The sequence below is a fragment of the Flavobacterium cutihirudinis genome (assembly GCF_003385895.1).
In the GTDB taxonomy this organism is placed as follows: domain Bacteria; phylum Bacteroidota; class Bacteroidia; order Flavobacteriales; family Flavobacteriaceae; genus Flavobacterium; species Flavobacterium cutihirudinis.
This window is the reverse complement of record NZ_QRDQ01000008.1, coordinates 923,516-947,874: the sequence shown is the minus strand read 5'-3', so window position 1 is coordinate 947,874 and position 24,359 is coordinate 923,516. Positions and strand designations below refer to the sequence as shown.

Genomic DNA, 24,359 nt, shown 5'->3' with positions numbered 1-24,359 from the left:
TGTGCAAATCATTTTAATCTGTGGCTAAAAAAATTAGTGCCAATTCGTGAAATTCGTGGCAACCTAAAAAAATATGATCAAAAATTTCGACATCATCATCGTGGGCGGAGGCGCTGCAGGTTTTTTTACTGCGATTAATATTGCAGAGAAAAATCCGAAACTTAAAATTGCCATTTTAGAAAGAGGAAAAGAAGTGCTTTCAAAAGTCCGCGTTTCTGGTGGCGGACGATGCAACGTTACGCACGCTTGTTTCGAACCCAACGAATTGGTTAAATTTTATCCGCGTGGCGAAAAAGAACTTCGTGGACCTTTTCATCAATTTTGTTCTGGCGATACAATTGAATGGTTTGAAAAACACGGTGTCGAATTAAAAATCGAAGAAGACGGAAGAATGTTTCCCGTTTCAAATTCATCACAAACGATAATTGATTGTTTCTTAAAAGCAACCGAAAAATTAGGTATAAAAGTGTTGACCGGACAAAGCGTTCAGTCTATTTTCAAAAAAGAAAATCATTGGAAAATTGACACGCAAAGTGATAATTATGCTGCCGGAAAATTAATTCTGGCAACAGGAAGCAATCCCAAAATTTGGGAAATGCTTCAGGAACATGGACACGCAATTGTGAGCCCCGTTCCTTCCCTATTTACTTTCAATATTAAAGATTCTCGAATTAAAGAATTACCTGGCGTTGCTGCGCAAGTGACAGTAAACGTAAAAGATACTAAACTAGAATCGACAGGACCATTGTTAATCACACATTGGGGAATGAGCGGTCCCGCAATTTTGAAACTTTCAGCATGGGGCGCACGAATTCTGCACGATAAAAATTATCAGTTTACCATTTTCGTCAATTGGCTAAATGATGTTGATCACGAAGATGCAGAAAAAATCCTAAAAGATTTAAAACAAGAACACGCTAAAAAAGCGGTTTCTAAAAAATCTCCCTTTGACTTCCCGAATCGTTTATGGGAAAGTTTGGTTTTGGCTTCGGGAATCAAAACAGAAACCAAATGGGCAGATTTATCTAAAAACCAATTGCAAAACCTGACTTCACAACTTACAAAAGCCGAATTTAAAGTAAACGGAAAAAGCACTTTTAAAGAAGAATTTGTAACCGCCGGCGGAATCGATTTAAAAGAAATCAATTTTAAAACCATGGAAAGCAAAATTCACGAAAACCTTTATTTTGCTGGTGAAATTGTAAATATAGACGCTATTACTGGCGGATTTAATTTTCAGAATGCCTGGACAAGCGGATTTATTTTGGCTCAAAATATTTAATAAAAAATGAAATTTAAAGGAATTATTTTTGATTTAGACGGAACGCTAGTAGATTCATTGCACGACATTTCAGATGCGATGAATACTGTACTTCAAAGTTTAAATTTCCCAACTCATACTTACGAAACCTATCAATATTTCATCGGAAGCGGATTGCGAAATCTCGTTAGCAAAGCACTTCCTTCAACAAATAATTCAGACGAACAGATTGAACTTTGTTTTGAATGCATGATTAACGAATATCGTGAAATGTGCACCGTAAAAACAAAACCTTATGAAGGTATTCTAGAATTGTTAGAAAACCTGACTTCAGAAAATATCAAAATGGCTGTTTTTTCTAATAAAGCCGATGAATTGACGAAGAAAATAGCATCAGAGATATTTCCAAATCATTTTGACACTGCAGTTGGCTTAAGTACAGAAGCGCTTAAAAAGCCAAATCCGTTTGAGGCTTTAGAAATAAGCAAAAAATGGAATTTAAAACCTGAAGAAATCCTTTTTGTCGGAGATTCTGACATTGATATGCAGACGGCAATAAATGCTAATATGTTTCCGGTTGGAGTTTCCTGGGGCTACAGAACCGAAGAGGAACTGAAAACAAGTGGAGCAAAAGTGGTAATTAATAATGCTTCAGAATTAATTGAAATTTTATAACCAAGTAGTTTTACTGTAAGTGTTTTTTCAAATACTTTTCTATATTTGCCTCCTTAAACAAGAGCTCTCTTACAAATAAAAACTAAACATTTAATGAAAAAAATACTCTTCGTAGCTCTTTTACTTTTTATCGTTTTTGCCTGTGATTCTAATGATTCTGAAAATACTAAAGAGAACAAAATACTATTGCAAACAAATGTAATTGATGCTGAATATTCGAAGAAAACAGATGAATTAGTATATGTCTCATCAAACCCTTCGCAGGTAAATATTTTTAATTCGGCTTCCGAAAATCTCGAAAAGATTACATTAGAGTACGAACCAACCTGTATTTCACTTTCACAAGATGGAGAAACGGCCGTTATTGGTCATGATGGCCACATTACACATGTAAATTTAAAAACCCTATCAGTAATTAACACTTACAACCTTTCCTGTACTGCGCTTGATATTGTTCTTGGAAATAATAAATGGGCATACATTTTTCCTAAAGAAGATCAATGGTCCTATTTACGAAGTATTAATATGAATTTATCCTACAATAACGAAGCACCACAAAGCATTTATAATCAAATGTTTGCCGGAACAAAAGGAAGACTTCATCCATCAGGAAAATATATCTATGCACAAGATCCATCATCACGTGCACAAGTTAAAAGATTTACTATTCAAAATGGAGATATAGATGACAGTTACGAATCTTATTTTGAAGAAGAAAACTATACATTCCCCAGCATATGGTTTTCAGAAGATGGTAACAGAATTTTTACTCGAGAAAGATCTGTCTTAAAAACTTCGGAGCTCAAAAATTTTGATATGCTTTATAATGGAAGAATTGATTCAGAAAACAACTCCAAAGTAGCATGGATGGATCATTCAGCCCTAAATCATCAATTTTATCTTATTCTTGAAAGCGATGATGATTGGAATCCCGTTAAGTCTAATTTTATTTATTCTTATGATGATTCAAATCTTAGTTATATCAGGAAATTTGAGCTGGAAAAATATTTTAAACCTAAGCAAAGAGGCAACGACGAAGCTTTTTATGATGCAGCTCCATTTTTTGTTTTTAGTAATTCTAATGGAAATCGCTTATTTGTAATTACAAAATCAATTGAACCTGATTCATCAAATGACTGGGCTATTCAAAAAATAGATATTCACTAAACTAGAAATGTTTTTAATACATTCAAATTAAAGAAAATAAATTAAGCAAAGATTGGAAATGAAAAAAATTCTATTATTAGGGGTAATAATGCTTATACTTCTTAGTTGTTCAAATAATGATTCTTCAGATACAAAAATGGAAGAAGCATCTTATTCAATTCCTGATTCTTTAAACTTTAACATCTTTAATCAAAGACTTTTCTTAAAAATTCAAAACCAAGGCAATACATTAATAAATTATTCTATAACTAGCTCAAAAAACTATATAACCCTTTCTTCTTCTCAAGGAAATATTACTGCTGAAAATCAAAGTGAAATTGGAGTAACTTTAGATAAATCAAACTTACCAAGCGGTATATCTTATTCTAAATTATATTTAAATATCAACAATAAAAAAGATTCAATAGTTGTAAAAGTAAACAACAATATTGAAGAAAAAGTAATTCTAAATTCAGACGTTATTGACGCAGAATACTCGAAAGTAAATGATCAGCTTATTTATGTTTCGCAGCATCCTTCTGCTGTAAATATCCTAAAAACAAATACAGGTATAACAGAACAAATACCTTTATCGTCTCCCCCAACATGTATTTCAATATCTCAGGATGGACAGACAGCTGTAGTTGGACACAACGGAAGTATTTCTTACATCAACTTAAACAATAAAACCGTTGTAAAAACCTATCCTGTTTCTTGTTATGCTTTTGACATTGTACTAGGAAATAACAAATGGGCGTATATTTTTCCAGAAAAAGGACAATGGACTTTTATTAGATGTATTAATTTGAACGAAATAAATAACAATGAAAGCCTTCAAGTGGGAGCATTCATATACGAAGGCACTAAAGGGAAATTGCATCCTTCTGGGAAATATATTTATGGCGCAGATAATGGTATAATGCCCTCGGATATAGAAAAATACAACATTGAAACAAACGTTGCCCAATATGCATATGATTCCCCATATCTTGGAGATTATGATATGAATGGAAATTTATGGTTTTCAGAAGATGGCAACAAAATTTTCACAAAAGGAAAAAACGTATTCAAAACATCCGAAATTAAGGATCAGGATATGATTTACAGCGGTACAATTGAAATTAATTCTAGTAATGTGAATACTAAAATAGAAAGTTTGGATCATTCATCTTTAAAAAACAATCTTTATTTCATTCTATCATATGGATTATATTTTCCTTACAAAAAAGAACCTTATCTCTATATTTATAATTCTTCTACCTTAAGCTTAAAAAATAGAATTAAATTGGAGCAATTTGCCGTTCCTAAAAACGAAAGCAGTGGGAGTTTTTATGACGCTGAACCCTATTTTGTATTTAGCAATTCTAATGGAAATTCTATTTTTGTAATTGTAAAAGCAACCGGAGCAGGTTTAGCCAAAGAATGGGCTATCCAAAAAATAAATATTGAATAATAGCCAATTACGTTGAAGCGTAAATGAAATCAACATATTCTTCATTACAAAAACAAATCGCAGCAATTGCCTCTTTTTCTGAAAATGAAATGGAGGTAATTGCTTCTTGTTTTGAATATGAAAAATTTACAGCTAAAGATTTTCTCTCTCCAATAGGAAAAATAAGCAATAAGATTTTCTTTATTGTTGAAGGTTTAGCACGCGTTTATTACTTAAAAGACGGGAAAGAAATTACAACTTATTTAAGTTGTGATAATGGCTTCATCGCTTCATATTTCAGTTTTATAAATCAATCGGCTTCTTTTGAAAATATTCAATGTATTGAAGACTGCGAAGTGCTTTCGATTACTTTCGAAAAAATGCAGTTTTTGTATAACGAAATCCCAAATTGGGAACGTGTTGGAAGAATTCTTGCTGAACAAAATTACCTCTGCATGGCAGATCGTGTTTTAAAACTCCAAATGATTCCTGCCAAAGAAAAATACCAAACTTTTTTAACTTCGGCTCCAGCCAAAATAATTCAGCGAACACCTTTAATTTATATCGCTTCTTTTCTCGGAATTACTCCAGAATCTTTAAGCCGAATTCGTCAAAGCATTTCTTAACATTTATCAAGTGAGTTCGGAAACAGAATTCAAATCTTTGTCAATATAAAAATTCAAGAAAATGAAAAATATTGCCAAAGACGTTTATCAAATTCCGTTGTTTCCAAGAAATGCTATCAACTGTTATGTTATCGAAGATGTTTTAATCGATGCCGGAATTCGAAGTTCAAGCGGAATAATTTTAAAAGCCTTAAAAGGCAAATCAATAACAAAACACGTTTTAACGCATGCTCACGCTGATCATCAAGGAAGCACTAAAATAATCTGTGAAACACTAAACATTCCTCTTTTATGCAGTAAACCCGAAAAAACTGCCGCAGAAAATGGAAATGTAATTTTTGAATATCCAAATCCGAATCATATTATTTCGAAATTTCAAAAAAACTTCTGGGCAGGAAAAGGACATCCAGTTTCTGAAACTTTAAAGGAAGGCGATAAAATTGGCGGATTTACCGTTATCGAAACTCCAGGACATTCCAGCGGCCATTTGTCTTTTTTCAGAGAAAGTGATGGCCTATTGATTGTTGGTGATGTAATGACCAATATGAACCTTTTGACAACAAAAGTAGGCTTACACGAACCGCCTCATTTGTTTACTTCTGATAAAGAAACAAATAGAAAATCCATATTAAAATTAGCCGCTTTAAAACCTAAAACACTTTGTTTTGGACATGGACCAGTTTTAAAGAATAATGGAGAGTTTGAGCACTTCGTTCGAAAACTCAAACCACATTATTAACAAGAATTTACAGATTTCACAAGTTTTCGTTAAGACTATTCTAATAATTTTACTCTCAACTAATTAATCCTATATGAGAGTAAAATTACTTACTACAATTTCTTTTTTTACGTATCAACTTAGTGTTTCTCAAACCGAAAAACTACTTCACGGAAAAGTTGTTTCTAATAATTCTCCTCTCAATAAAGTTGAAGTAATAAACAAAACAGCTCAAACTAGTACAAGAACAAATGAACGTGGAGAATTTTCAATTCTAGTAAAAGCGCAGGATAGTTTGATATTTTTTACAAAAGATTATCTATTTGCGCGGTTGAAAATTACCGCAAAGGAAATCGAAACTAATAATCTTATCATAAATATGATTCCGAAAGCGGAAGAATTGAACGAAGTCGTGATTTTAGACAGGAAAACTACCTCAATTTCACTCAGTAAAGAAGAAATAAATGAAATCAAACTAAATTCACATAAATCGAAAGAAGGATTAAAAATTCAAGGTTATTATGAGGTAAAAGGAGGTCCACTTGACATCGATTTCATTTATTTGGGTAAGCAAGTTTACAACTTATTCAAAAAAGACGAAGACCCTAAAAAGAAAACCCCAGAAATTGATTTCAGAAAATTAATTGCAAAAACCTGCCCCGAAGATTTCTTTTCTAAAGATTTAAAATTAAGCCCCGACGAAAAGGAACTTTTTCTTCAGTTCTGCGAAGCCGACCCAAAATCCAAAATGCTTCTGGTAAATTTAAATATTCTTGAAACGATGGAATTTCTGTTTGCCAAAAACGACGAATTTAAAAAATTAAATTCTGCAATTAAAAACTAAAAGCCAGTACATGAAACTAAAATTACTTACCACAATTTCTTTTTTCACTTATCAACTTAGCATTGCTCAAACCGAAAAAATACTTCGCGGAAAAGTGCTTTCTCAAAATCTAGCTCTAAAAAATATTGAAGTCATTAATAAAACAGCAAAAACTAGTACAAGAACAAATGAATTGGGAGAATTTTCAATTTTAGCAAAAGCGCAGGACAGTTTAATTCTCTATTCGAAAGATTATTTCTTTACTAGATTAAAAATCACTGCCAAAGATATTGAAAACAACAATCTCGTCGTTAACATGATTCTGAAACCCGAAGAATTGAATGAAGTTGTAATAAATAAGGTCGAATTTGATAAAGTTAAGATTAGTGCTGATGAAGTTGCAGATATATTAATCAGTAAAAGTGCCAAAGATTTATTCTGGAATACAGGAGTTAATGATGGATCTATTAGAGAAGGTCTTCGAGTTTCATTCCCTTTAAAAGGTAAGCAAAAGAAAACAATTGAAGTTACCGACGACCGTTTTAAGAAACTGGTTGTTGCTACTTGTCCTCCAGATTTCTTTCTAAAAAATTTAAAAATAAAACCTGAAGAAAAAGAGCTTTTTATTGATTTTTGCGAAGCAGATCCCAAATCGAAAACGCTTTTGGAAAATCCAAATGTTTTGACTGTGATGGATTTTTTATATGCTAAAAATGAAGAATTTAAGAAGCTTGATTAAGTTGAATCACGATATAAACCTGAAACAAAAACTACTTATTCAGCCACCAAATACTAGCATTCAAAATAGCTGCAAACGCAACCCAAGCCAAATATGGAAGTAATAAATAACCTGAAATTTTATTGATTTTGGTAAACTTCAAATATGTTTCATAAATAAATAGCCATAAAAGTGCGATTTCAATTAAAGCCAATAACGGATTTTTCAAGCCAAAGAACAAATAAGACCAAATTGCATTTAATGTCAATTGAATTAAAAAGAAACCTAAAGCTTTTTTGACTTCTTCGTTTTGCTCTTTTATTTTATCCCAAACTAATCCTGCGGCAACTGCCATAAAAATATAAAGCAAACTCCATACAGGCAGAAAAACCCAATTCGGCGGATTAAAGAATGGTTTTTCAATTGTTGGATACCAGCTCTCAACACTTGGTCTGGTTACTGTACTGGCAGAATATCCTACTGCTAAACATATCAATAAAGCTATTATAATTTTTACGTATTTATTCATTTCACTAAATTTTGAATCAAAAATAGTCAAAAGAAAAGTTTAAACCATATAAGTGATATAAGTTCATTTTAGCAAACTGGTTTTATATTTTCTTATATTACTTATATGGTGAAAAAATTTAAAAACTATCTTTGCCAAAATTTTATAATTCATGTTTACAGCAGCTGATTTTATTCCAAATAAATATACTTCAACAATCGAAAACGGAAACTTTGAGTGGAGCGCTCCAAGTAATATTGCGTTAGTAAAATATTGGGGGAAAAAAGACAATCAGATTCCGGCCAATCCTTCGGTGAGTTTTACTTTAAATAACTGTAAAACAATTACGAAATTAGGTTTTGAAAAAAGAGTGAACCAAAATTCTTTCTCTTTTGATTTACTTTTTGAAGGAAAACCAAAAGAAGATTTTAAACCAAAAATTCAGAAGTTTTTAGAAAGAGTTGAAGTTTATCTGCCATTTTTGAAGGATTATCATTTTACGATTGATACACAAAATACATTTCCACACAGTTCAGGAATTGCTTCTTCGGCTTCTGGAATGGCGGCTTTGGCAATGAATTTTATGAGTTTGGAGAAATTGCTAAATCCTGAAATGACTGAGGATTATTTTTACCAAAAAGCATCTTTTTTAGCACGTTTAGGTTCAGGAAGTGCGTGCAGAAGTGTAAAAGGAAATGTTGTGGTTTGGGGAAATCAAGCCAATATTAAAGGAAGTACCGATTTATTTGGGGTTGAATTTCCATATTCAATTCATGAGAATTTCAAGAATTATCAAGATACTATATTATTAGTTGACAAAGGTGAAAAACAGGTTTCAAGTACAGTTGGTCATGATTTAATGCACAATCACCCGTATGCCGAAAGACGTTTTGCACAAGCGCACGAAAATCTGGATAAATTAATTTCTGTTTTTGAAAGTGGCGATTTAGAAGAATTCATCAAAGTTGTCGAAAGCGAAGCTTTGACTTTGCACGCGATGATGATGACTTCAATGCCTTATTTTATTTTAATGAAACCAAATACACTTCAAATCATAAATGCGATTTGGAAATTCAGAAATGAAACTCAAATTCCTGTGTGTTTTACACTTGATGCCGGAGCAAATGTGCATGTGCTTTATCCCGAAAACGTTAGCGATAAAGTCCTTCAATTTATTCAGGACGAATTAGTTGTATTTTGTCAGAATCGTCAGTACATTTGCGACAAAATTGGAGCGGGATCAATTGCATTATAATTTTCCGTATCTTTAATTAAAATTTTCTAAGAAAGACATAAAATAAACATGAAAGGACCCTTATTTTACTCAAAAATATTACTCTTTGGAGAATACGGAATTATCCGCGACTCTAAAGGACTTTCTATTCCTTATAATTTTTACAACGGTGCTTTGAAGAAATCTGAAGAACCTTCAGCTGAAGCAATTGCATCAAACAAAAGCTTAAAAAGCTTTGCATCTTATCTTGAAGTTTTACATGTTCAGCAACCAGAATTGGTTACGTTTGATTTAGAAGCTCTGAAAAATGATGTCGAAACCGGAATGTATTTTGATTCCAGTATTCCGCAAGGATACGGAGTTGGAAGCAGCGGTGCGCTTGTAGCAGCGATTTATGATAAATATGCTTTAAATAAAATCACGGTTTTAGAAAACTTAACCCGTGAAAAATTATTACAGCTTAAAAATATATTTTCTCAAATGGAGAGTTTTTTCCACGGAAAAAGTTCTGGTTTAGATCCATTAAACAGCTATTTGAGTATTCCAATCCTAATTAATTCTAAAGATAATATTGAAGCAACCGGAATTCCGACTCAAAGTTTTGACGGAAAAGGCGCTGTATTTTTATTAGACTCCGGAATTGTTGGCGAAACGGCTCCAATGGTTAATATTTTTATGGAAAACCTTAAAGATAAAGGATTCCGTACGATGCTTAAAAACCAATTTGTTAAATATACTGACGCTTGTGTAGAAAACTTTTTACACGGCGATATGAAATCTTTGTTTACCAATACTAAAAAACTTTCGAAAGTTGTTCTAAACAATTTTAAACCTATGATTCCAGAACAATTTCACGGAATCTGGCAACACGGAATTGATACTAACGATTATTACCTAAAACTTTGCGGTTCTGGCGGTGGCGGTTATATTCTTGGTTTCACCGAAGATTTAGAACGCGCAAAAGCATCTTTAAAAGATTATAAGCTAGAAGTAGTTTATCAATTTTAAATATCAATCTTCTAAAAAAGACAGAATTATTTGAGTACATTTTCCTAGAATCTTAATCCTAAAAAATTATTGCATATGAAAAGTATTTTAAAAATTATCAAAGCAACTTTTTTAGGAGGAATTCTGTTTTTAGTGCCATTAGTTGTGCTGCTTGTGGTTCTCGAAAAAGGCTATGGTATTGTTCAAAAAACCACACTTCCTATTGTAAATAATTTTCCAAAAGTAAATGTTTTAGGAATTGCAATTCAGGAACTTATCGGAATATTGATAATTATTCTTATTTGTTTATTTGCTGGATTGCTGGCAAAAACTATGGCAGCTAAAAATCTGGTGCAAAAATTAGAAGATGGCGTTTTGAGCTTTGTACCTGGATATTCGTTTATGAAAAGCATGAATGAAAATATTTTGGGAATTGAATCAAATGATGACCTAAAAGTGATACTGGTTCCTACTGATGCCGGTTTGCAATTTGCCTTTTTAATAGAACAAATAAGCGAAGAGAAATTTACGGTATTCATTCCTGACGCACCAAATCCTTGGAGTGGCTCTGTGGTTTTTGTAGATAAAAAAGATATTCAGGATATTGATATTACGCAAAAACAAGCTTTGGCCTGCATTCGAAAATTAGGTTACGGATCTGGCGAACTGTTAAAAAACAAACTCTAAGCTTTCAGAATCAAAAAATATCCTTTAACTTCCCATATCTAATCCATCATACTTTTTATTTTATGTTAAGCAGACAGCACAAACTTGTAGTAATGAAAATTGTCAGTTTGTTTTCTGTGGTACGCGGTTATAATATTCCAATTATTGTTTTAGCACAATATTTATCGGCTATTTTTATTTTGGCTCCGGAAAAAAGAGCGCTTGATATTCTACTGGATTTTTATTTATTTCTAATTGTTTTTGCTTCGGCGATTACAATTGCTTCGGGATATATTATCAATAATTTTTACGACAGCCAAAAGGATTTAATCAACAGACCTAACAAATCAATGTTGGACCGTTTGGTAAGTCAAAAAACAAAATTGACAGTTTATTTTTCTTTAAATTTCCTGGCAGTTTTAATGGCTTCCGTTGTTTCATGGCGAGCTTTTCTATTCTTTTCTGGATATATTTTCCTGATTTGGTTTTATTCTCATAAAATAAAAAAGTATCCAATTGTTGGCAATTTAATGGCGGCATTTATGGCTGTAATTCCGTTTTTCGCCATTTTGCTGTATTTCTACAATAAGATTTCGTTTGAAGAAATTGAAGATCATATGAGTCATTTCATGGTCATTTCGGCGCATGCCATGTTTTTGTTTTTACTGCTTTTAATTCGGGAAATGATAAAGGATCTTGAAAACCTGAAAGGCGACTTAGCCAATAATTATCGTACGATACCAATTATATACGGTGAAAAAGTTTCGAAGCAAATAATAACTACTTTGACTTTTTTAACCATTATTCCGGTTTACATTTTGGTTAATATTTATGATGTTGGTTATATGGATATTTACTTTTATATCTGTTTGGGAGTGCTGCTATTTTTTCTTCTTTATTTATGGAAATCAAACTCGAAGGAACAATTTTTAATGCTTCACAATGTTTTGAAATTTTTGATTGTAGCGGGAGTATTTTGTATTGTCCTGATTAATCCGAGTGTTTTGTGGCACGGGCGTCAATTGATTTCTAATTACTAAAAAAGTTGTTTCAAGCAGATTGAGTAGATTTTATTCTTTTTTTGCAAATCTATTTACTGTTTTGAAGACATTCTATAAAGGCCAATTGTATAAAGGAAGCCAATTGTTTGAATTCTAGCCCCGTTTGAAGTGAAAATCCTTTTATTTTTTTTCTTTAAAAAAATAAAAGATTGAAACGGAAAGCGGGAATTAATGCCTGAAAAAAAGCCAATTGCGATGCTTCAAAATCCTTTTATTTTTTTTGCTATTAATCTAAGAACAATGAACTTAAGTTTATTTGGTCAGAAAAAACTATCTTTGCACAAATTACAGAATTTATGAACAATAAGGAAGGCAATAATAAAAGAGGCGGATCGAGACCAAACAGCTCAAGATCAAACTCAAGCAAGCCAAAACCTCCTATGGCTAAGCGCGCTCAAGGGCCGAAAAAAGTGAAGCCTGAAGTGAAAGCGGCTCAAGAAGCAGCGGAACAAAAATTTAAGAAACAAAATCAGGCGCCAAAGAGACAAAAGGCTTCAGATGAAATTCGTCTGAACAAATACATCGCAAATTCTGGGGTGTGTTCACGTCGTGACGCTGATATATATATTCAGTCTGGTAACGTAAAAGTAAATGGCGTTCCGGTTACTGAAATGGGTTATTTAGTGAAACTAAATGACGTTGTAAATTTTGATGGTGTTGTTTTGACTCCTGAAAAGAAAGAATACATTTTATTGAACAAACCTAAAAACTTTACAACTGCCTTTGATGAAGGACAGGAATATCGTAATGTTTTGGAACTTGTTCGTGGCGCTACTAATTCAAAAATTGGTGCGGTTGGAAGAATGGATAAGAATACTACCGGTTTATTATTGTTTACAAACGATACCGATATGATTCGTAAGTTTACTTTACCGAATCAGAAATCGTCTAAAATTTACCAGGTTTCTCTAGATAAAAACTTGAAATTTGAGGATTTGGAGAAAATCAGTAAAGGTTTGGTTCTTGACGGACACCGTGTGTTTGTTGAAGAAGTAAGTTATATTGAAAAAGAAGCAAAAAGTGAAGTTGGCCTTAAACTAAAAACATCAAATGTAAAAGTTGTTCGCGCAATTTTCGAACACTTTGATTACGATGTTTTACGTATCGACCGCGTTTCATTTGCTGGTTTAACAAAAAAGAATCTGCCTAGAGGAAATTGGCGTTTCCTGACAGACCAAGAGATTATCAATTTGAAAAACGCATAATACGTTTCAAATTTGATTGAAATATGAATCCTGTTTTACTTTTGTAGAATGGGATTTTTTTTATTTAGAAACTGAAAAAGTTATGTCCGAAAAGTGTAAAAATAGATCTTCCGATAGATTGATTTTTGTCTTCAACAGTTTCGTAACATGAAAATCCTAAGATAATTTTGATTCCGGGTTGAATACTGTTCAGGATTTCTCTTTTTTGCTCTTCAAGAAGTAATTTTAAGCTATCTAATAATTGAGCATTATTTTTAAGATAAGAGACAACAAGTAATGCGGAGAAGTTTAATATTTCGCGGGCAGTTTCGCTTTTAATTCCGACTTCGTTTGAAATCATTTCAGAAATTCTGCCTTTTTTATTTGTGAAGATTTCTTTTAAAATTGCATTTCCTTCGATACGGTAACAATCATCGACTGATAAAATGCGGCCTGAAGTAAAATCAACTTCCTGATAAAAAGTTGAATCGTCTTCGATTAATGAGATGATTTCCTTAAAAAAGCCTATTTCTTCAGCTTTATTATAAAGCCCCATTAGAATTGTTCCTATCGAAACATCAATTCCTTTGATTAAGAGCGCATCATTTTCAAAATAAAACTTGTTAAGCTTTGAAACAACATTAGAAGAAATAAAACGTCTAAGTTCAATTTGTAGGTTTGGGGTCATACTCATAACTTAATTAAAATAATTATTTATACTTGTTCAAAATAATCGATAAAGTGAGGCTTTTTATCGTTTATCAGGATAAAAATATAAAATATTTTAACATTTCCAAAAATTAAGTTAAAAATTTACGTGTCCAATTGACAATTCTAAAGTGCCAAAATCTGTGAGCACCAGCAAACATAACCCTTTCGTAATCAAAACAGAATGAAATTATTTTAAAAAAAATAATAGGAAAAGGGAAATTCGCAACGCAAAGCGCTAAACTTTATTATATAATTAAAATAAAATCTTTCGATATTCCCATGTTACACTCAAAAAAATACCTAAAAAGACGATACAGCATAAAAAGTTAATAAAACTGGATGCCAAAAATCCAAGCAGAGAGCCCGTCGCTGCTTTAAGAGCACGTTTATGATTTGTAGAGTCGTAAATTAATTCCCCCAAAAAAGCCCCAACAAAAGGGCCAATTATTACACCAAACGGAATGGGCGCAAGAATTCCAACGATCAAACCAATGTTTGTTCCCCAAACTCCGTAAGTACTTCCACCAAACTTTTTAGTCCCTTTTGAAGGAATTACATAATCCAGAATTGTAATAATTATTGTTACAACCAATGTTATTCCCAGCAACCAGTAATTAGTATCGACAGCTTTGGTTAAATGGAGCAGTAATAAACCAACCCAACAGCATGAAAGACCTGGCAAAACAGGAAGAAAGCTTCCAAAAATTCCAATAATCATACATATAAAACCCAATATTAATAATACTATATCCATATATTTTGTAATTTGTACTCTAATTTCAGCACTTTTAAAATGCGCAATATCCTATTTTCAGTTCTGCTTTTATGTTTAATCTTTTCGGTTAGTGAACCTGTTTTTAGTCAATCTAAAAAAATCTCACTCGACGATAAAATTTTACAAGACAGTCTTTATAAAAGTAATAAGAAAAAAGTACTTGATTTCTCTTTGAAAGAATTTGATGCTCTTTTTTTTGAATTTTTCAGCAAGAAAAATGATCCAGAAATAATTTTATCTAAAACGGAATTTTACAATTATACCGTTCAAATTGCAACATTCTCAGATCGTTTGGCACGCTTATATCCTGATCAAAAAGAGGTTGCGGCAAAAAACAAAGAAAAATGGCTTTCAGAAAGCTATGAAGATTATTTGGAATACAAAGCATCTCAAAAAAAATAATCGTATTTTTATACCATAATTATTCTTTATTCAATTCAACCTCAAAATCTTGAAGCAGTTTTCCGTTTTTTTAGTTTTTCTATTTTTCAATTCTTGTCAATATTTTGAGAAGCAGGTTCCCTCTGAAAAAGAATTACTTCAAAAAGAGCTGAAATCGATTAACTGGAAAGAAGTCGACGAATATCCTACTGTTGCTGAATGCGAGACAATTGCTGATGAAAAGCAACGCCAAAAATGTTTTTTTGATGTTATGGCAAAGCTTATTCAGGAGAAATTAGACATCGATACTTTATCTATTCTTTATCCTGAACTGGATACTATCGAGGTAAAAGTTACTGTTTTTCCAAATTCAAAAATGGTATTTGAGCCACAATTTCCCAAAGATTCTGTTGCTTATGATACCATCAAAATTGACAGTATTCTGCATGCGCGTCTGGTCGATTTCCCAAAAGTAAATCCTGCAATAAAAAGAGGAATTCCGGTAAAAACGCAGTTTATTTTACCTGTTATTATCAAAGAAAAAGAACAGAAATGATTTTTTTTTCACCATGTAAGTAATATAAGTTCATTTAAAATGAGAAAGCTTATATGTTTAAATCTATTTTTTAAATTTTCTATCCTTCCATTCATAAGAGCCAAACAAGCTGTACAAAGCTACCGTTGAACTAAAAAACGGATAAACCAAACTACTCAACAATAAGCTTTTAATTGTGGTTTTTGTCAAAAAATTATTGGTTACAAAAAGCAAAATGCAATCAATTGCAACTTTTGAAAAAGCAAAGATGACAAAAATTGGATAAGACCAAATTCCGAAAAGGAGAAAGAAAAATCCAATTACAAAACTCAAATTTCCGAAGAAAACAATTAAACCTAAAAGCTTTCCAAAAGTACTTTTATACGAACTGGTTTTCGCTGCCCAACGCACTCTTTGATGAAAAAGTTCTTTCCAACTTTCTGTTGGTTTTGTAACTACAATTGCTTCTTTCGCTTTTAGATAATGCACCTCATTTGGAAATTTTTCAATTGCTTTTTGCAGTAAAAAAACATCATCTCCACTGGCAATTTTATCATTTCCTTCAAAACCATTTAAGTTTTCAAACAACTCTTTTTTGTACGCAAAATTGGCTCCGTTGCACATAAAACCTTTTCCCAAACCAAAACTACCAATTGTCGCGCCTTGTAAACTTGTTAAATCCAATTGCTGAAAATGATCTAAAAATGAATTTCCGCATTTATAAGTTACTGCTCCGGCGAGCATCGAAACTTTGTTTTCCTGAATGTAATTATCAAAAGTTGAAAGCCAGTTTTCAGGAACAATACAATCGGCATCGGTAGCAATAACCCAATCGGTTTTTACGTGTTGCATTGCGGTTGTAATGGCATCTTTTTTTGGAGAATTTGAAACACGAATGTTATCTATAATTAACAATTGATAATTAACAATTGATAATTGAAATTTCTCTTTAGAATTGTCGTCTACTAAAATTACTTCAAATAAATTTGATGGATAATTTAGATTAGAAAAGCTTTTTAAAAGATTTGGAAGATTCTCCGCTTCATTTCTAAAAGGAACAATTACTGTAAAACTCGTTTGTGGTTTTAAATCTGTTTTTTGATATTTTTTAATTTTGAAAAAACCATAAATAAGCAAGCCAATGCTGAAAAAATAAATTGCTAATATGGCAAATAATTCAAAAATCATTCTGCTGTTTTGGTTTTAAAATTCAATACAAAATAGCTTCCTAAAACTACGGGTAAAACCACATTTAGAAACCACATTAAAGTACTTATAAAAATCACAATCCATTCGTTTACACCCAAAATTCCGAAGAAATAAATGGCAACACTTCCTTTAACTGCAAAGTCCAAAAACTGAAAAGTTGGCAATGAAGAAGCCAGAAAATAAACGGAAGTAATCGCAGCCATTAAGGTTAAATAAGGCAAATCGACATCAAAACCTAAAAACAAAAAGTAATATTGATGCGAAAAAACCAAATATCGACAAATGCCTAAAAAGATGTTTTTTTGATGTACAGATTTCGGAATTTCATTGATTTTATGAATCAGTTTTTCGATGGAATATCCTTTGACTTTGATTTTTTTAATTGAAAATAAAACAATCAAAAGCACTAAAAAACCACCAAACAAAATGAGAACCGTTTTGGTTGTTATAACATTAAACTGAGCATTGAAATAAAGCAATCCAAAAATTCCGAAAATAATCGTCAAAATCATCTGAATTCCGTTGCAGATTAAGTTTAGAAAAACAACTTTTTTAGCATCGGATTTTGGATAATAAAGTGCCTTTCCGGCGTACTCTCCTACTCCGTTTGGTGTAAAAATTCCGGCTGTTAAAGCGGCCAAAACCTGTTTTGTAGCTTCGTAACCTGAAATTTTATGGATCACTTGTGCGAGATTCTGCCATTTTAAAATTTCAAAATAACGGTTCAAAACACTCAAAAGCAATATAAATCCAATTCCTAAAACCGATTGATTTTTTCGAAACAAAACAATAAACTTTTGCCAGTCTAATTTATCATTGTTTGCCAGCTGATTATAAATAAAATAAAATGCGCCGCCAACAATCAAAAGTTTGATTAGAAGAACAAGGAATTGCTTAGCTTTGTGAGGAATTGAAATCATGCCGCAAAAGTAAGCAAATGTAGCAATGAAAATGTGCCAATTTGAAAATTAGAAAATTAGTTTATTTTTTAAACTTGAAACCAAAATCTCTTGACAAAAGAACGCATCATATTGTTTTTTTCATTTTTGCTAGTATTTGCTTGCAATAAAATTGACAAAAACATACCTAAAGAATATATCCGAATAATGGGCGAAGGTTCTTGGGGATATAATGATGATAAAGGGAATGTTGTTATTCCAGTAGGAAAATATAAATTCTTAAATCCGTTGGATGAAAAAGGAATGATATTAGCTGAATTAAAAAATAAACATGGCTATATTGACATTCATGAAAATATAATTGTTCCTTTTGAATATGATGATATTACCGTATTTTCTCAAGAACTTGCTTGCGTAAAAAAGAATGGAAAGTTTGGTTTTGTTAATCGAAAAGGAAAAATTGTAATCCCGGTTCAGTTTGAAAACGAGACTTTCTTTCGAAAAAATGGATTGGCTTTAGTGACAAAAAACAAGCTTTATGGTTTCATAGACAAAAAGGGAAAAGAAATAATTCCAATCAAATATCAAAACGCCAATCATGTTATTCTTGATAGTCTGGTTACTTTAAAAAAAGAAACAAAATGGGCTTTTTTTGATTCTTTCGGAAAACAAAAAACAGATTTTGTTTATGATGAAATCGTAACAACAAGTCTCAATTCTAAAGATACTTTTTGGAAAAATGGTTTGATTTTGGTTCGAAAGAACAACCAAATTGCTTATTTGGATAAAAATCTAAAAGAGATAATTCCTTTTGGCAAATATGAAACTGGAGAAAGATTCAATAAAAACAGAATTGCCATTATTTCTAAAAATAATAAATACGGAATCATTGATGAATTTGGAAAAGAGCGCGTAAAAGCAGAATATGACACAATAGAACATCCGGAAGAATCTTATCATGAATCTGAAATTTTTGTTGCTAAAAAGGGCAATAATATCGTTTTACTAGATGAACATGGAAAGAAAATTTACGACAAGTTAAAAGACTTTTCATTTGATTATTGCCGTATGGACAAGAAAATTGAGAAAATTTATCACATTCAGAATTTGAATGGGAAATACGGAGCCATCGACACAAATGGAAAACTGATAATTCCCATTATATATGATGAATTTGAGGATTTTGGAAGCAATTATAATGCAATTGTAAAATACAAGGGTAAGTTTGGATTAATAGATTCCAAAAACAAAATCACTTATCCAATTGAGAACGAAGCAATTTATGCTGACAGAAGAGAATTGGATTATTATCTTATAAACAAAAACAACAAATTTGGAATAATAGACAAGAACCTAAAACCAATTTTTAATTTCGTTTTTCAGGATTTATCTCCTTGTTTTTACGATACAAAAAATAGATTTATTGCTAAACAAAATGATAGATATGGAGTTATAGACAGAGGCGGAAGAATAATTATTCCTTTTGAATATAGTAAGATGTCAAATTGGATCGAATATGGACCTGGTGAAAATTATCATTTTGTAACCAAAAACAATAAGGAAGGTTTAATAACCAAGGAAGGGAAAATTGTTATTCCTACTATATATGATAGTTTATTTTATAATGATGAAAACACAATTATTCTTTCTAAGAATGGTAAATACGGAGTAAAAAACCTCCAAAATAAAACTGTTATTCCTTTTGATTATGAAAAAATATATAGCGATTTAGCTTTTTTTCCAAAAAATAAAGAAATTGAATTTTATGTTTTGCGAAATGGTAAATATTTCGTGATCAATAACAAAAACAAAGTCATTAAAGAGAATATATCCAAAAAAGAAGTTGAAGATAAATTCTCTTATTTAAATTAAAATCCCTTGACAAAAGAACGCATCATATTAGGTATTGATCCCGGAACCACAATTATGGGTTTTGGTTTAATTAAAGTCACCAATAAAAAAATGGAATTTCTGCAATTGAATGAATTACAGCTTTCCAAATACGACAATCATTACCAAAAACTAAAAATCATTTTTGAACGTACCATTGAATTAATCGAAACACATCATCCGGATGAAATCGCGATTGAAGCGCCTTTCTTTGGAAAAAACGTACAATCGATGTTAAAGCTTGGACGCGCGCAGGGTGTCGCAATGGCAGCGGGACTTTCAAGAGATATTCCGATTACGGAATACGAACCGAAAAAGATAAAAATGGCTATTACCGGAAACGGAAATGCCAGTAAAGAACAGGTTGCCAAAATGTTGCAACAGCTTTTAGGTTTAAAAGAATTGCCTAAAAATCTGGATTCAACAGATGGTTTAGCAGCTGCGGTTTGCCATCATTTTAATTCGGGAAAAGTTGTGGCTGGGAAAAGTTATTCGGGTTGGGATGCTTTTGTGAAACAAAATGAAGACAAGATTAGAAAATAGTTTACAGTCGCAGTCCCAGTTTACAGCCAAACTGAAACTGAAAACTGAACACTAAAATCTGAACACTGAACACTAAAAAATGAGCGGTATCTACATTCATATTCCATTCTGCAAGCAAGCTTGCCATTATTGCGACTTTCATTTTTCTACTTCGATGAAAAAGAAAGACGAAATGGTTTTGGCTTTAGCCAAAGAAATTGCGATGCGCAAAAATGAAAATGAAATCGAAATCGAAACCATTTATTTTGGTGGCGGAACGCCTTCAGTATTGTCGAATGACGAAATCAACTTTTTGATTTCTGAGGTTTATAAAAATTATAAAGTTGTAGAAAATCCGGAAATTACGCTTGAAGCGAATCCGGACGATTTATCTACGGAAAGAATTCTGAAAATATCGAAAAGCCCGATAAATCGTTTAAGCATCGGGATTCAGTCTTTTTATGAAGAAGATTTGAAAATGATGAATCGTGCTCATAATTCGGCGGAAGCCAAAAAATGTTTGGAAGAAGCAACAAAATATTTCGATAATATTTCACTCGATTTGATTTATGGAATTCCGGGAATGAGCGACGAAATGTGGCGACAAAATATTCAAACAGCTTTGGATTTTGGTATTCCGCATATTTCGAGTTATGCCCTAACAGTCGAACCAAAAACGGCTTTAAGCAAATTAATTCAAACCGGAAAAATTGCTGAACCACAGGATGAAGTCGCTTCCAATCACTTTATGATTTTGGTTGAAATGCTGCAGAAAAATGGCTTCATTCATTACGAATTATCGAATTTTGGAAAAGAAAATTATTTCTCGAAAAACAACTCGGCTTATTGGCTGGGTAAAAAATATATCGGAATTGGTCCTTCTGCACATAGTTATGACGGCGAAAAAAGAGGTTGGAATATTGCTAATAATTCATTATATATAAAATCAATTCAGAACGATGAACTTCCTCTCGAAACTGAAATCCTGACCATTTCTGATCGTTATAATGAATATATTATGACCGGATTGCGAACCATTTGGGGCGTGTCTTTAGAAAGAATTGAAAATGAATTTGGATTGGAATATTTAGATTATCTCCAAAAACAAGCTCAAAAATTCTTAAACGACGATTTACTTTTTATTGAAAATGACATTTTGAAACCAACTCCAAAAGGAAAATTTTTAACAGATGGAATTGCTTCAGATTTATTTTATCTAACTTTATAGTAAAAACATTTTCAATCAATTAAAATGTCAAAATATTATGAAAATTACACTACTAGATGATTATCAAAATGCTGTTGGGAAACTGGAATCTTTCAAAATATTAAAAGGACTGGATGTTACGATTTTAAATCATACCGAAAAAGACACTTCAAAATTAGCCGAACTATTAAAAGATACTGAAATTCTGATTTTAATTCGGGAAAGAACAAAAATAACTGAAGATTTACTTTCAAAATTACCAAAGCTGAAGCTGATTAGTCAGACCGGAAAAAAATCAAGTCACATTGATCTTGATGCTTGTACCAAACATAATGTCGCTGTTGCTGAAGGAATTGGTTCGCCTATAGCGCCATCAGAACTTACGTGGGCTTTGATTATGAATTCGGTTAGACAAATACCGCAGGCGATTCAGGGAATGAAGGAAGGAAAATGGCAAACTAATATTGGCTCTGTCATAAGCGGTAAAACATTAGGGATTTGGGGTTATGGCAAAATTGGTCAACATATTGCCAAATATGCTGATGTGTTTGGAGCAAATGTATTAGTTTGGGGAAGTCTGGAATCCAGAAAACAAGCACAATTAGATGGTTATAAAAAAGCTACTTCGAAGGAAAGTTTTTTCGCAAAAAGCGATATCATCACTTTGCATCTCCGACTTAACGAAAGCACTTTTGAGATTGTAAAAGAGTCCGACTTAAATTTAATGAAACCGGATGCTATTTTAATAAACACAGCCCGAGCCGAATTGATAGAAAAAGGTGCCTTAGTGAAAGCTTTAAAAAACGGTCGTCCAGGATTTGCGGCACTTGATGTATATGAAGAAGAACCAATTCATGATGTAAACTATGAATTGCTGCAAATGCCAAATGTTATTTGTACGCCACATTTAGGCTATGTTGAGAAAAACAGTTACGAACTCTATTTTGCGAAAGCTTTTGAGAATGTAGTCGATTTTATTCATGGAAACCCCACCGATATTGCCAATCCGGAAGCATTATTATAAATTGTAAACAAAGATAAATTTAGTTTTTAGCTATGATAGCAAAAATCAATAACTTCGAAATCGACTTATCAAAACCTATTGATATTTCGATTCCGCTCACCAATACAGACGAAAACCCAATTGCATGGTATATTGAAAAACCCGAAATAAAACCTGTCGTTTTTGGCGATTGGATCGGGAAAGTTTCGGAAGGAAAATCATCGACGAATTTTAATAATATTTTCTTCAATCCGCATGGGCATGGTACGCATACGGAGTGTTTGGGGCATATTACAAATGATTTTTACAGCATTAATCAATCCTTGAAACAGTTTTTCTTTTTTGCTAAAGTGATTACGGTTGAACCTGAGAAAATTGAGGAAGATTTCGTGATTACGAAAGAAAGCATTTCGACTTCGCTCAATGTGACATTACTTGATAGCGCTTCGACTCCGCTCAGCGTGACAAAACCTGAAGCAATTATAATCAGGACGCTTCCAAATCAAAAGGAAAAAAAATCAAGAAAATACTCGAATACAAATCCGCCTTATTTGTCTGAAGAGGCTGCGATTTTTATCCGCGAAAGCGAAATTCAACATTTACTGATCGATTTACCAAGTGTCGACAAAGAACATGATGAAGGAAAATTATTGGCACATAAAGCTTTTTGGAATGTAAAAGACACTGTAAATCTAAACTCCGATGCGCGATTAAACGTAACTATTACCGAAATGATTTATGTTCCGGACGAAATTGAAGACGGAAATTATATACTAAATCTTCAAATCGCTTCGTTTGAGAATGACGCAAGTCCGTCAAAACCAATTTTATATAAGATTTAAAGTTCGCCACGAATTACACTAATTTTCGCGAATTTGTTTTTTTGTTTTGCCACTCCCGATAGCTATCGGGATAAAAAGATTTACACAGATTTAATCATTTTTAATCCTTTAATCTGTGGCAAAAAAATTAGTGCCAATTCGTGTAATTTGTGGCAAAAAAAAAATAAACTATGATTACTGTTTCAACTGATAAAACAAAACTTGATGTTCCGTTTATACAGAATTTTTTAAAAGATATTTATTGGGCTGCCGGTCGAACAATCGATGAAGTACAGCGAACAATTGATGCTTCGGTTTGTTTTGGAATTTATTTGGATGACGAGCAAATTGGCTTTGCGCGCGTTATTACCGATTATGTGGTTTTCGCCTATTTAATGGACGTTTTTATAACTGAAGAACATCGCGGAAAAGGATATTCGTCGATTTTAATTGAAGCAATGATGAAAGAACCTCAACTACAAGAAGTTAAAATCTGGCGATTGGCAACTACTGATGCACATTTTTTATATGAGAAATTCGGATTTACAAAACTGAATCATCCTGAAAAGATGATGGAAAAAATCGTAAAATGAACACTATAATCAAACTCGAAGAAACGGCATTATTTATTCTCGGAATCTTTTTATTCAATCGTCTAAGTTTTGAATGGTGGTGGTTTTTGGTTCTAATTTTAGCTCCGGATTTATCTATGATTGGATATGCATTTGGAAACAAAGTTGGAGCACTTCTCTACAATATTTTTCATCATAAAGGAATTGCACTTTTAATTTATGGAGCCGGATGTTATTTAAGTAATGAAATTATGCAGTTAGCCGGAATTATTTTATTTTCACATTCGGCTATGGATCGTATTTTTGGTTATGGTCTTAAATATGAAAAAGGTTTTAAATACACACATCTAGGTGAAATCGGTAAATAAATAATTATGAATTTAGAAACCTATTACGAATATTGCCTTTCGAAAAAAGGTGTCAGCGAACATTTTCCTTTCGATGAAGACACTTTAGTTTTTAAAGTCGGCGGTAAAATGTTTGCTTTGTCTTCGTTATCTCAATGGGAAAAAAATGAGCAATCGGTGAATTTAAAATGCGATCCGGAGCGCGCAGAAGAACTCCGAGCAGAATATGACGAAATAAAACCGGGATTTCATATGAGCAAAGTGCATTGGAATACTGTTGCCTTAAACGGAAATTTACCAACTTCATTTGTTAAAGAACTTATAGATCATTCGTATGAATTGGTTTTCAAAAGCTTAACAAAGAAAATTCAGAATGAAATTATCGAATTAGAAAATTAGGCATTACATTTGTAACGTCAGTAAAAAACTCAGCGCTATAGTAGCTAAG

The 24,359-nt window shown here is 32.2% G+C and carries 28 protein-coding genes; 23 read left to right on the top strand and 5 right to left on the bottom strand.

Annotated features, from left to right (window positions below; all coding sequences use genetic code 11):
• The first annotated feature begins 73 nt into the window (after nt 1-73).
• The 8 genes from BD847_RS09845 (at nt 74) to BD847_RS09810 (ending at nt 7,420) form a co-directional block, all read left to right on the top strand.
• Complete coding sequence (locus BD847_RS09845; protein ID WP_115888095.1) at nt 74-1,282, top strand: BaiN/RdsA family NAD(P)/FAD-dependent oxidoreductase; 1,209 nt, start codon at nt 74-76, stop codon at nt 1,280-1,282.
• Nucleotides 1,283-1,288: 6 nt separating this feature from the next.
• Nucleotides 1,289-1,936 carry an HAD family hydrolase gene (locus BD847_RS09840; protein WP_115888094.1) on the top strand — a complete coding sequence of 216 codons (648 nt, stop codon included), beginning with the start codon at nt 1,289-1,291 and terminating at the stop codon, nt 1,934-1,936.
• A 93-nt stretch (nt 1,937-2,029) separates the two neighbouring features.
• Nucleotides 2,030-3,103 carry a hypothetical protein gene (locus tag BD847_RS09835; RefSeq protein ID WP_115888093.1) on the top strand — a complete coding sequence of 358 codons (1,074 nt, stop codon included), beginning with the start codon at nt 2,030-2,032 and terminating at the stop codon, nt 3,101-3,103.
• Nucleotides 3,104-3,161: 58 nt separating this feature from the next.
• The gene (locus BD847_RS09830) at nt 3,162-4,535 is read left to right on the top strand and encodes a YncE family protein (RefSeq protein WP_115888092.1); all 1,374 of its coding nucleotides are present in this window, start codon (nt 3,162-3,164) and stop codon (nt 4,533-4,535) included.
• 23 nt (nt 4,536-4,558) lie between these two features.
• Nucleotides 4,559-5,140 (top strand): Crp/Fnr family transcriptional regulator, encoded by a 582-nt coding sequence (locus tag BD847_RS09825; protein WP_115888091.1) that lies wholly within the window; start codon nt 4,559-4,561, stop codon nt 5,138-5,140.
• A 61-nt stretch (nt 5,141-5,201) separates the two neighbouring features.
• Nucleotides 5,202-5,879: an MBL fold metallo-hydrolase gene (locus tag BD847_RS09820; RefSeq protein ID WP_115888090.1), complete on the top strand. Its 678-nt coding sequence runs from the start codon at nt 5,202-5,204 to the stop codon at nt 5,877-5,879.
• A gap of 73 nt (nt 5,880-5,952) precedes the next feature.
• On the top strand, nt 5,953-6,702 hold the full coding sequence (locus BD847_RS09815) for a carboxypeptidase-like regulatory domain-containing protein (protein ID WP_115888089.1): 750 nt from the start codon (nt 5,953-5,955) through the stop codon (nt 6,700-6,702).
• A 10-nt stretch (nt 6,703-6,712) separates the two neighbouring features.
• The gene (locus BD847_RS09810; RefSeq protein WP_115888088.1) at nt 6,713-7,420 is read left to right on the top strand and encodes a hypothetical protein; all 708 of its coding nucleotides are present in this window, start codon (nt 6,713-6,715) and stop codon (nt 7,418-7,420) included.
• 31 nt (nt 7,421-7,451) lie between these two features.
• On the opposite strand, the gene BD847_RS09805 is transcribed toward BD847_RS09810, so the two are convergent.
• Nucleotides 7,452-7,928 carry a TspO/MBR family protein gene (locus tag BD847_RS09805; RefSeq protein WP_115888087.1) on the bottom strand — a complete coding sequence of 159 codons (477 nt, stop codon included), beginning with the start codon at nt 7,926-7,928 and terminating at the stop codon, nt 7,452-7,454.
• A gap of 151 nt (nt 7,929-8,079) precedes the next feature.
• On the opposite strand from BD847_RS09805, the gene BD847_RS09800 reads away from it, so the two are divergent.
• From BD847_RS09800 to BD847_RS09780, 5 genes are all read left to right on the top strand, one after another.
• Nucleotides 8,080-9,162: a diphosphomevalonate/mevalonate 3,5-bisphosphate decarboxylase family protein gene (locus BD847_RS09800; protein ID WP_115888086.1), complete on the top strand. Its 1,083-nt coding sequence runs from the start codon at nt 8,080-8,082 to the stop codon at nt 9,160-9,162.
• A 48-nt stretch (nt 9,163-9,210) separates the two neighbouring features.
• Nucleotides 9,211-10,149: a mevalonate kinase family protein gene (locus tag BD847_RS09795; protein WP_115888085.1), complete on the top strand. Its 939-nt coding sequence runs from the start codon at nt 9,211-9,213 to the stop codon at nt 10,147-10,149.
• A 75-nt stretch (nt 10,150-10,224) separates the two neighbouring features.
• Nucleotides 10,225-10,815, top strand: coding sequence for a DUF502 domain-containing protein (locus BD847_RS09790; protein ID WP_115888084.1), 591 nt, complete (start codon nt 10,225-10,227; stop codon nt 10,813-10,815).
• Between the two features lie 62 nt (nt 10,816-10,877).
• Nucleotides 10,878-11,834 carry a geranylgeranylglycerol-phosphate geranylgeranyltransferase gene (locus tag BD847_RS09785; protein ID WP_115888083.1) on the top strand — a complete coding sequence of 319 codons (957 nt, stop codon included), beginning with the start codon at nt 10,878-10,880 and terminating at the stop codon, nt 11,832-11,834.
• 317 nt (nt 11,835-12,151) lie between these two features.
• Nucleotides 12,152-13,060 carry a pseudouridine synthase gene (locus BD847_RS09780; protein WP_115888082.1) on the top strand — a complete coding sequence of 303 codons (909 nt, stop codon included), beginning with the start codon at nt 12,152-12,154 and terminating at the stop codon, nt 13,058-13,060.
• Between the two features lie 64 nt (nt 13,061-13,124).
• Here the strand turns inward: BD847_RS09780 and BD847_RS09775 are convergent, their stop codons facing one another.
• Both BD847_RS09775 and BD847_RS09770 read right to left on the bottom strand, forming a co-directional pair.
• On the bottom strand, nt 13,125-13,727 hold the full coding sequence (locus BD847_RS09775) for a DUF937 domain-containing protein (protein ID WP_115888352.1): 603 nt from the start codon (nt 13,725-13,727) through the stop codon (nt 13,125-13,127).
• A 276-nt stretch (nt 13,728-14,003) separates the two neighbouring features.
• A complete protein-coding gene (locus tag BD847_RS09770; protein WP_115888081.1) occupies nt 14,004-14,504 on the bottom strand; it encodes a DUF456 domain-containing protein in 501 nt (166 codons plus the stop codon).
• A 39-nt stretch (nt 14,505-14,543) separates the two neighbouring features.
• Here BD847_RS09770 and BD847_RS09765 point away from each other — a divergent pair, with 39 nt between their 5' ends.
• Both BD847_RS09765 and BD847_RS09760 read left to right on the top strand, forming a co-directional pair.
• Nucleotides 14,544-14,927, top strand: coding sequence for a hypothetical protein (locus BD847_RS09765; RefSeq protein ID WP_115888080.1), 384 nt, complete (start codon nt 14,544-14,546; stop codon nt 14,925-14,927).
• Nucleotides 14,928-14,976: 49 nt separating this feature from the next.
• The gene (locus tag BD847_RS09760; RefSeq protein WP_115888079.1) at nt 14,977-15,462 is read left to right on the top strand and encodes a hypothetical protein; all 486 of its coding nucleotides are present in this window, start codon (nt 14,977-14,979) and stop codon (nt 15,460-15,462) included.
• A gap of 63 nt (nt 15,463-15,525) precedes the next feature.
• Here the strand turns inward: BD847_RS09760 and BD847_RS09755 are convergent, their stop codons facing one another.
• On the bottom strand, nt 15,526-16,629 hold the full coding sequence (locus tag BD847_RS09755) for a glycosyltransferase family 2 protein (RefSeq protein ID WP_115888078.1): 1,104 nt from the start codon (nt 16,627-16,629) through the stop codon (nt 15,526-15,528).
• Nucleotides 16,626-17,570: a lysylphosphatidylglycerol synthase domain-containing protein gene (locus BD847_RS09750; RefSeq protein WP_115888077.1), complete on the bottom strand. Its 945-nt coding sequence runs from the start codon at nt 17,568-17,570 to the stop codon at nt 16,626-16,628. The genes BD847_RS09755 and BD847_RS09750 overlap by 4 nt, the downstream gene beginning before the upstream one ends.
• Nucleotides 17,571-17,660: 90 nt before the next feature.
• On the opposite strand from BD847_RS09750, the gene BD847_RS09745 reads away from it, so the two are divergent.
• The 8 genes from BD847_RS09745 to BD847_RS09710 all read left to right on the top strand — a co-directional run bounded on the left by BD847_RS09745 (nt 17,661) and on the right by BD847_RS09710 (nt 24,310).
• The gene (locus BD847_RS09745) at nt 17,661-19,421 is read left to right on the top strand and encodes a WG repeat-containing protein (RefSeq protein WP_147298508.1); all 1,761 of its coding nucleotides are present in this window, start codon (nt 17,661-17,663) and stop codon (nt 19,419-19,421) included.
• Nucleotides 19,422-19,427: 6 nt separating this feature from the next.
• Nucleotides 19,428-19,982, top strand: coding sequence for a crossover junction endodeoxyribonuclease RuvC (gene ruvC, locus BD847_RS09740; protein WP_031454255.1), 555 nt, complete (start codon nt 19,428-19,430; stop codon nt 19,980-19,982).
• Nucleotides 19,983-20,061: 79 nt separating this feature from the next.
• Entirely contained in the window at nt 20,062-21,189 is a 1,128-nt protein-coding gene (gene hemW, locus BD847_RS09735; protein ID WP_115888075.1) for a radical SAM family heme chaperone HemW, read from the top strand.
• Nucleotides 21,190-21,226: 37 nt separating this feature from the next.
• Nucleotides 21,227-22,192 (top strand): D-2-hydroxyacid dehydrogenase family protein, encoded by a 966-nt coding sequence (locus BD847_RS09730; RefSeq protein WP_115888074.1) that lies wholly within the window; start codon nt 21,227-21,229, stop codon nt 22,190-22,192.
• Nucleotides 22,193-22,224: 32 nt separating this feature from the next.
• Entirely contained in the window at nt 22,225-23,013 is a 789-nt protein-coding gene (locus tag BD847_RS09725; protein ID WP_115888073.1) for a cyclase family protein, read from the top strand.
• A gap of 170 nt (nt 23,014-23,183) precedes the next feature.
• Entirely contained in the window at nt 23,184-23,585 is a 402-nt protein-coding gene (locus tag BD847_RS09720) for a GNAT family N-acetyltransferase (protein ID WP_115888072.1), read from the top strand.
• Nucleotides 23,582-23,932 (top strand): DUF4260 domain-containing protein, encoded by a 351-nt coding sequence (locus tag BD847_RS09715; protein ID WP_115888071.1) that lies wholly within the window; start codon nt 23,582-23,584, stop codon nt 23,930-23,932. The genes BD847_RS09720 and BD847_RS09715 overlap by 4 nt, the downstream gene beginning before the upstream one ends.
• A 6-nt stretch (nt 23,933-23,938) precedes the next feature.
• Nucleotides 23,939-24,310 carry an MmcQ/YjbR family DNA-binding protein gene (locus tag BD847_RS09710; protein WP_115888070.1) on the top strand — a complete coding sequence of 124 codons (372 nt, stop codon included), beginning with the start codon at nt 23,939-23,941 and terminating at the stop codon, nt 24,308-24,310.
• Nucleotides 24,311-24,359: the final 49 nt, after the last annotated feature.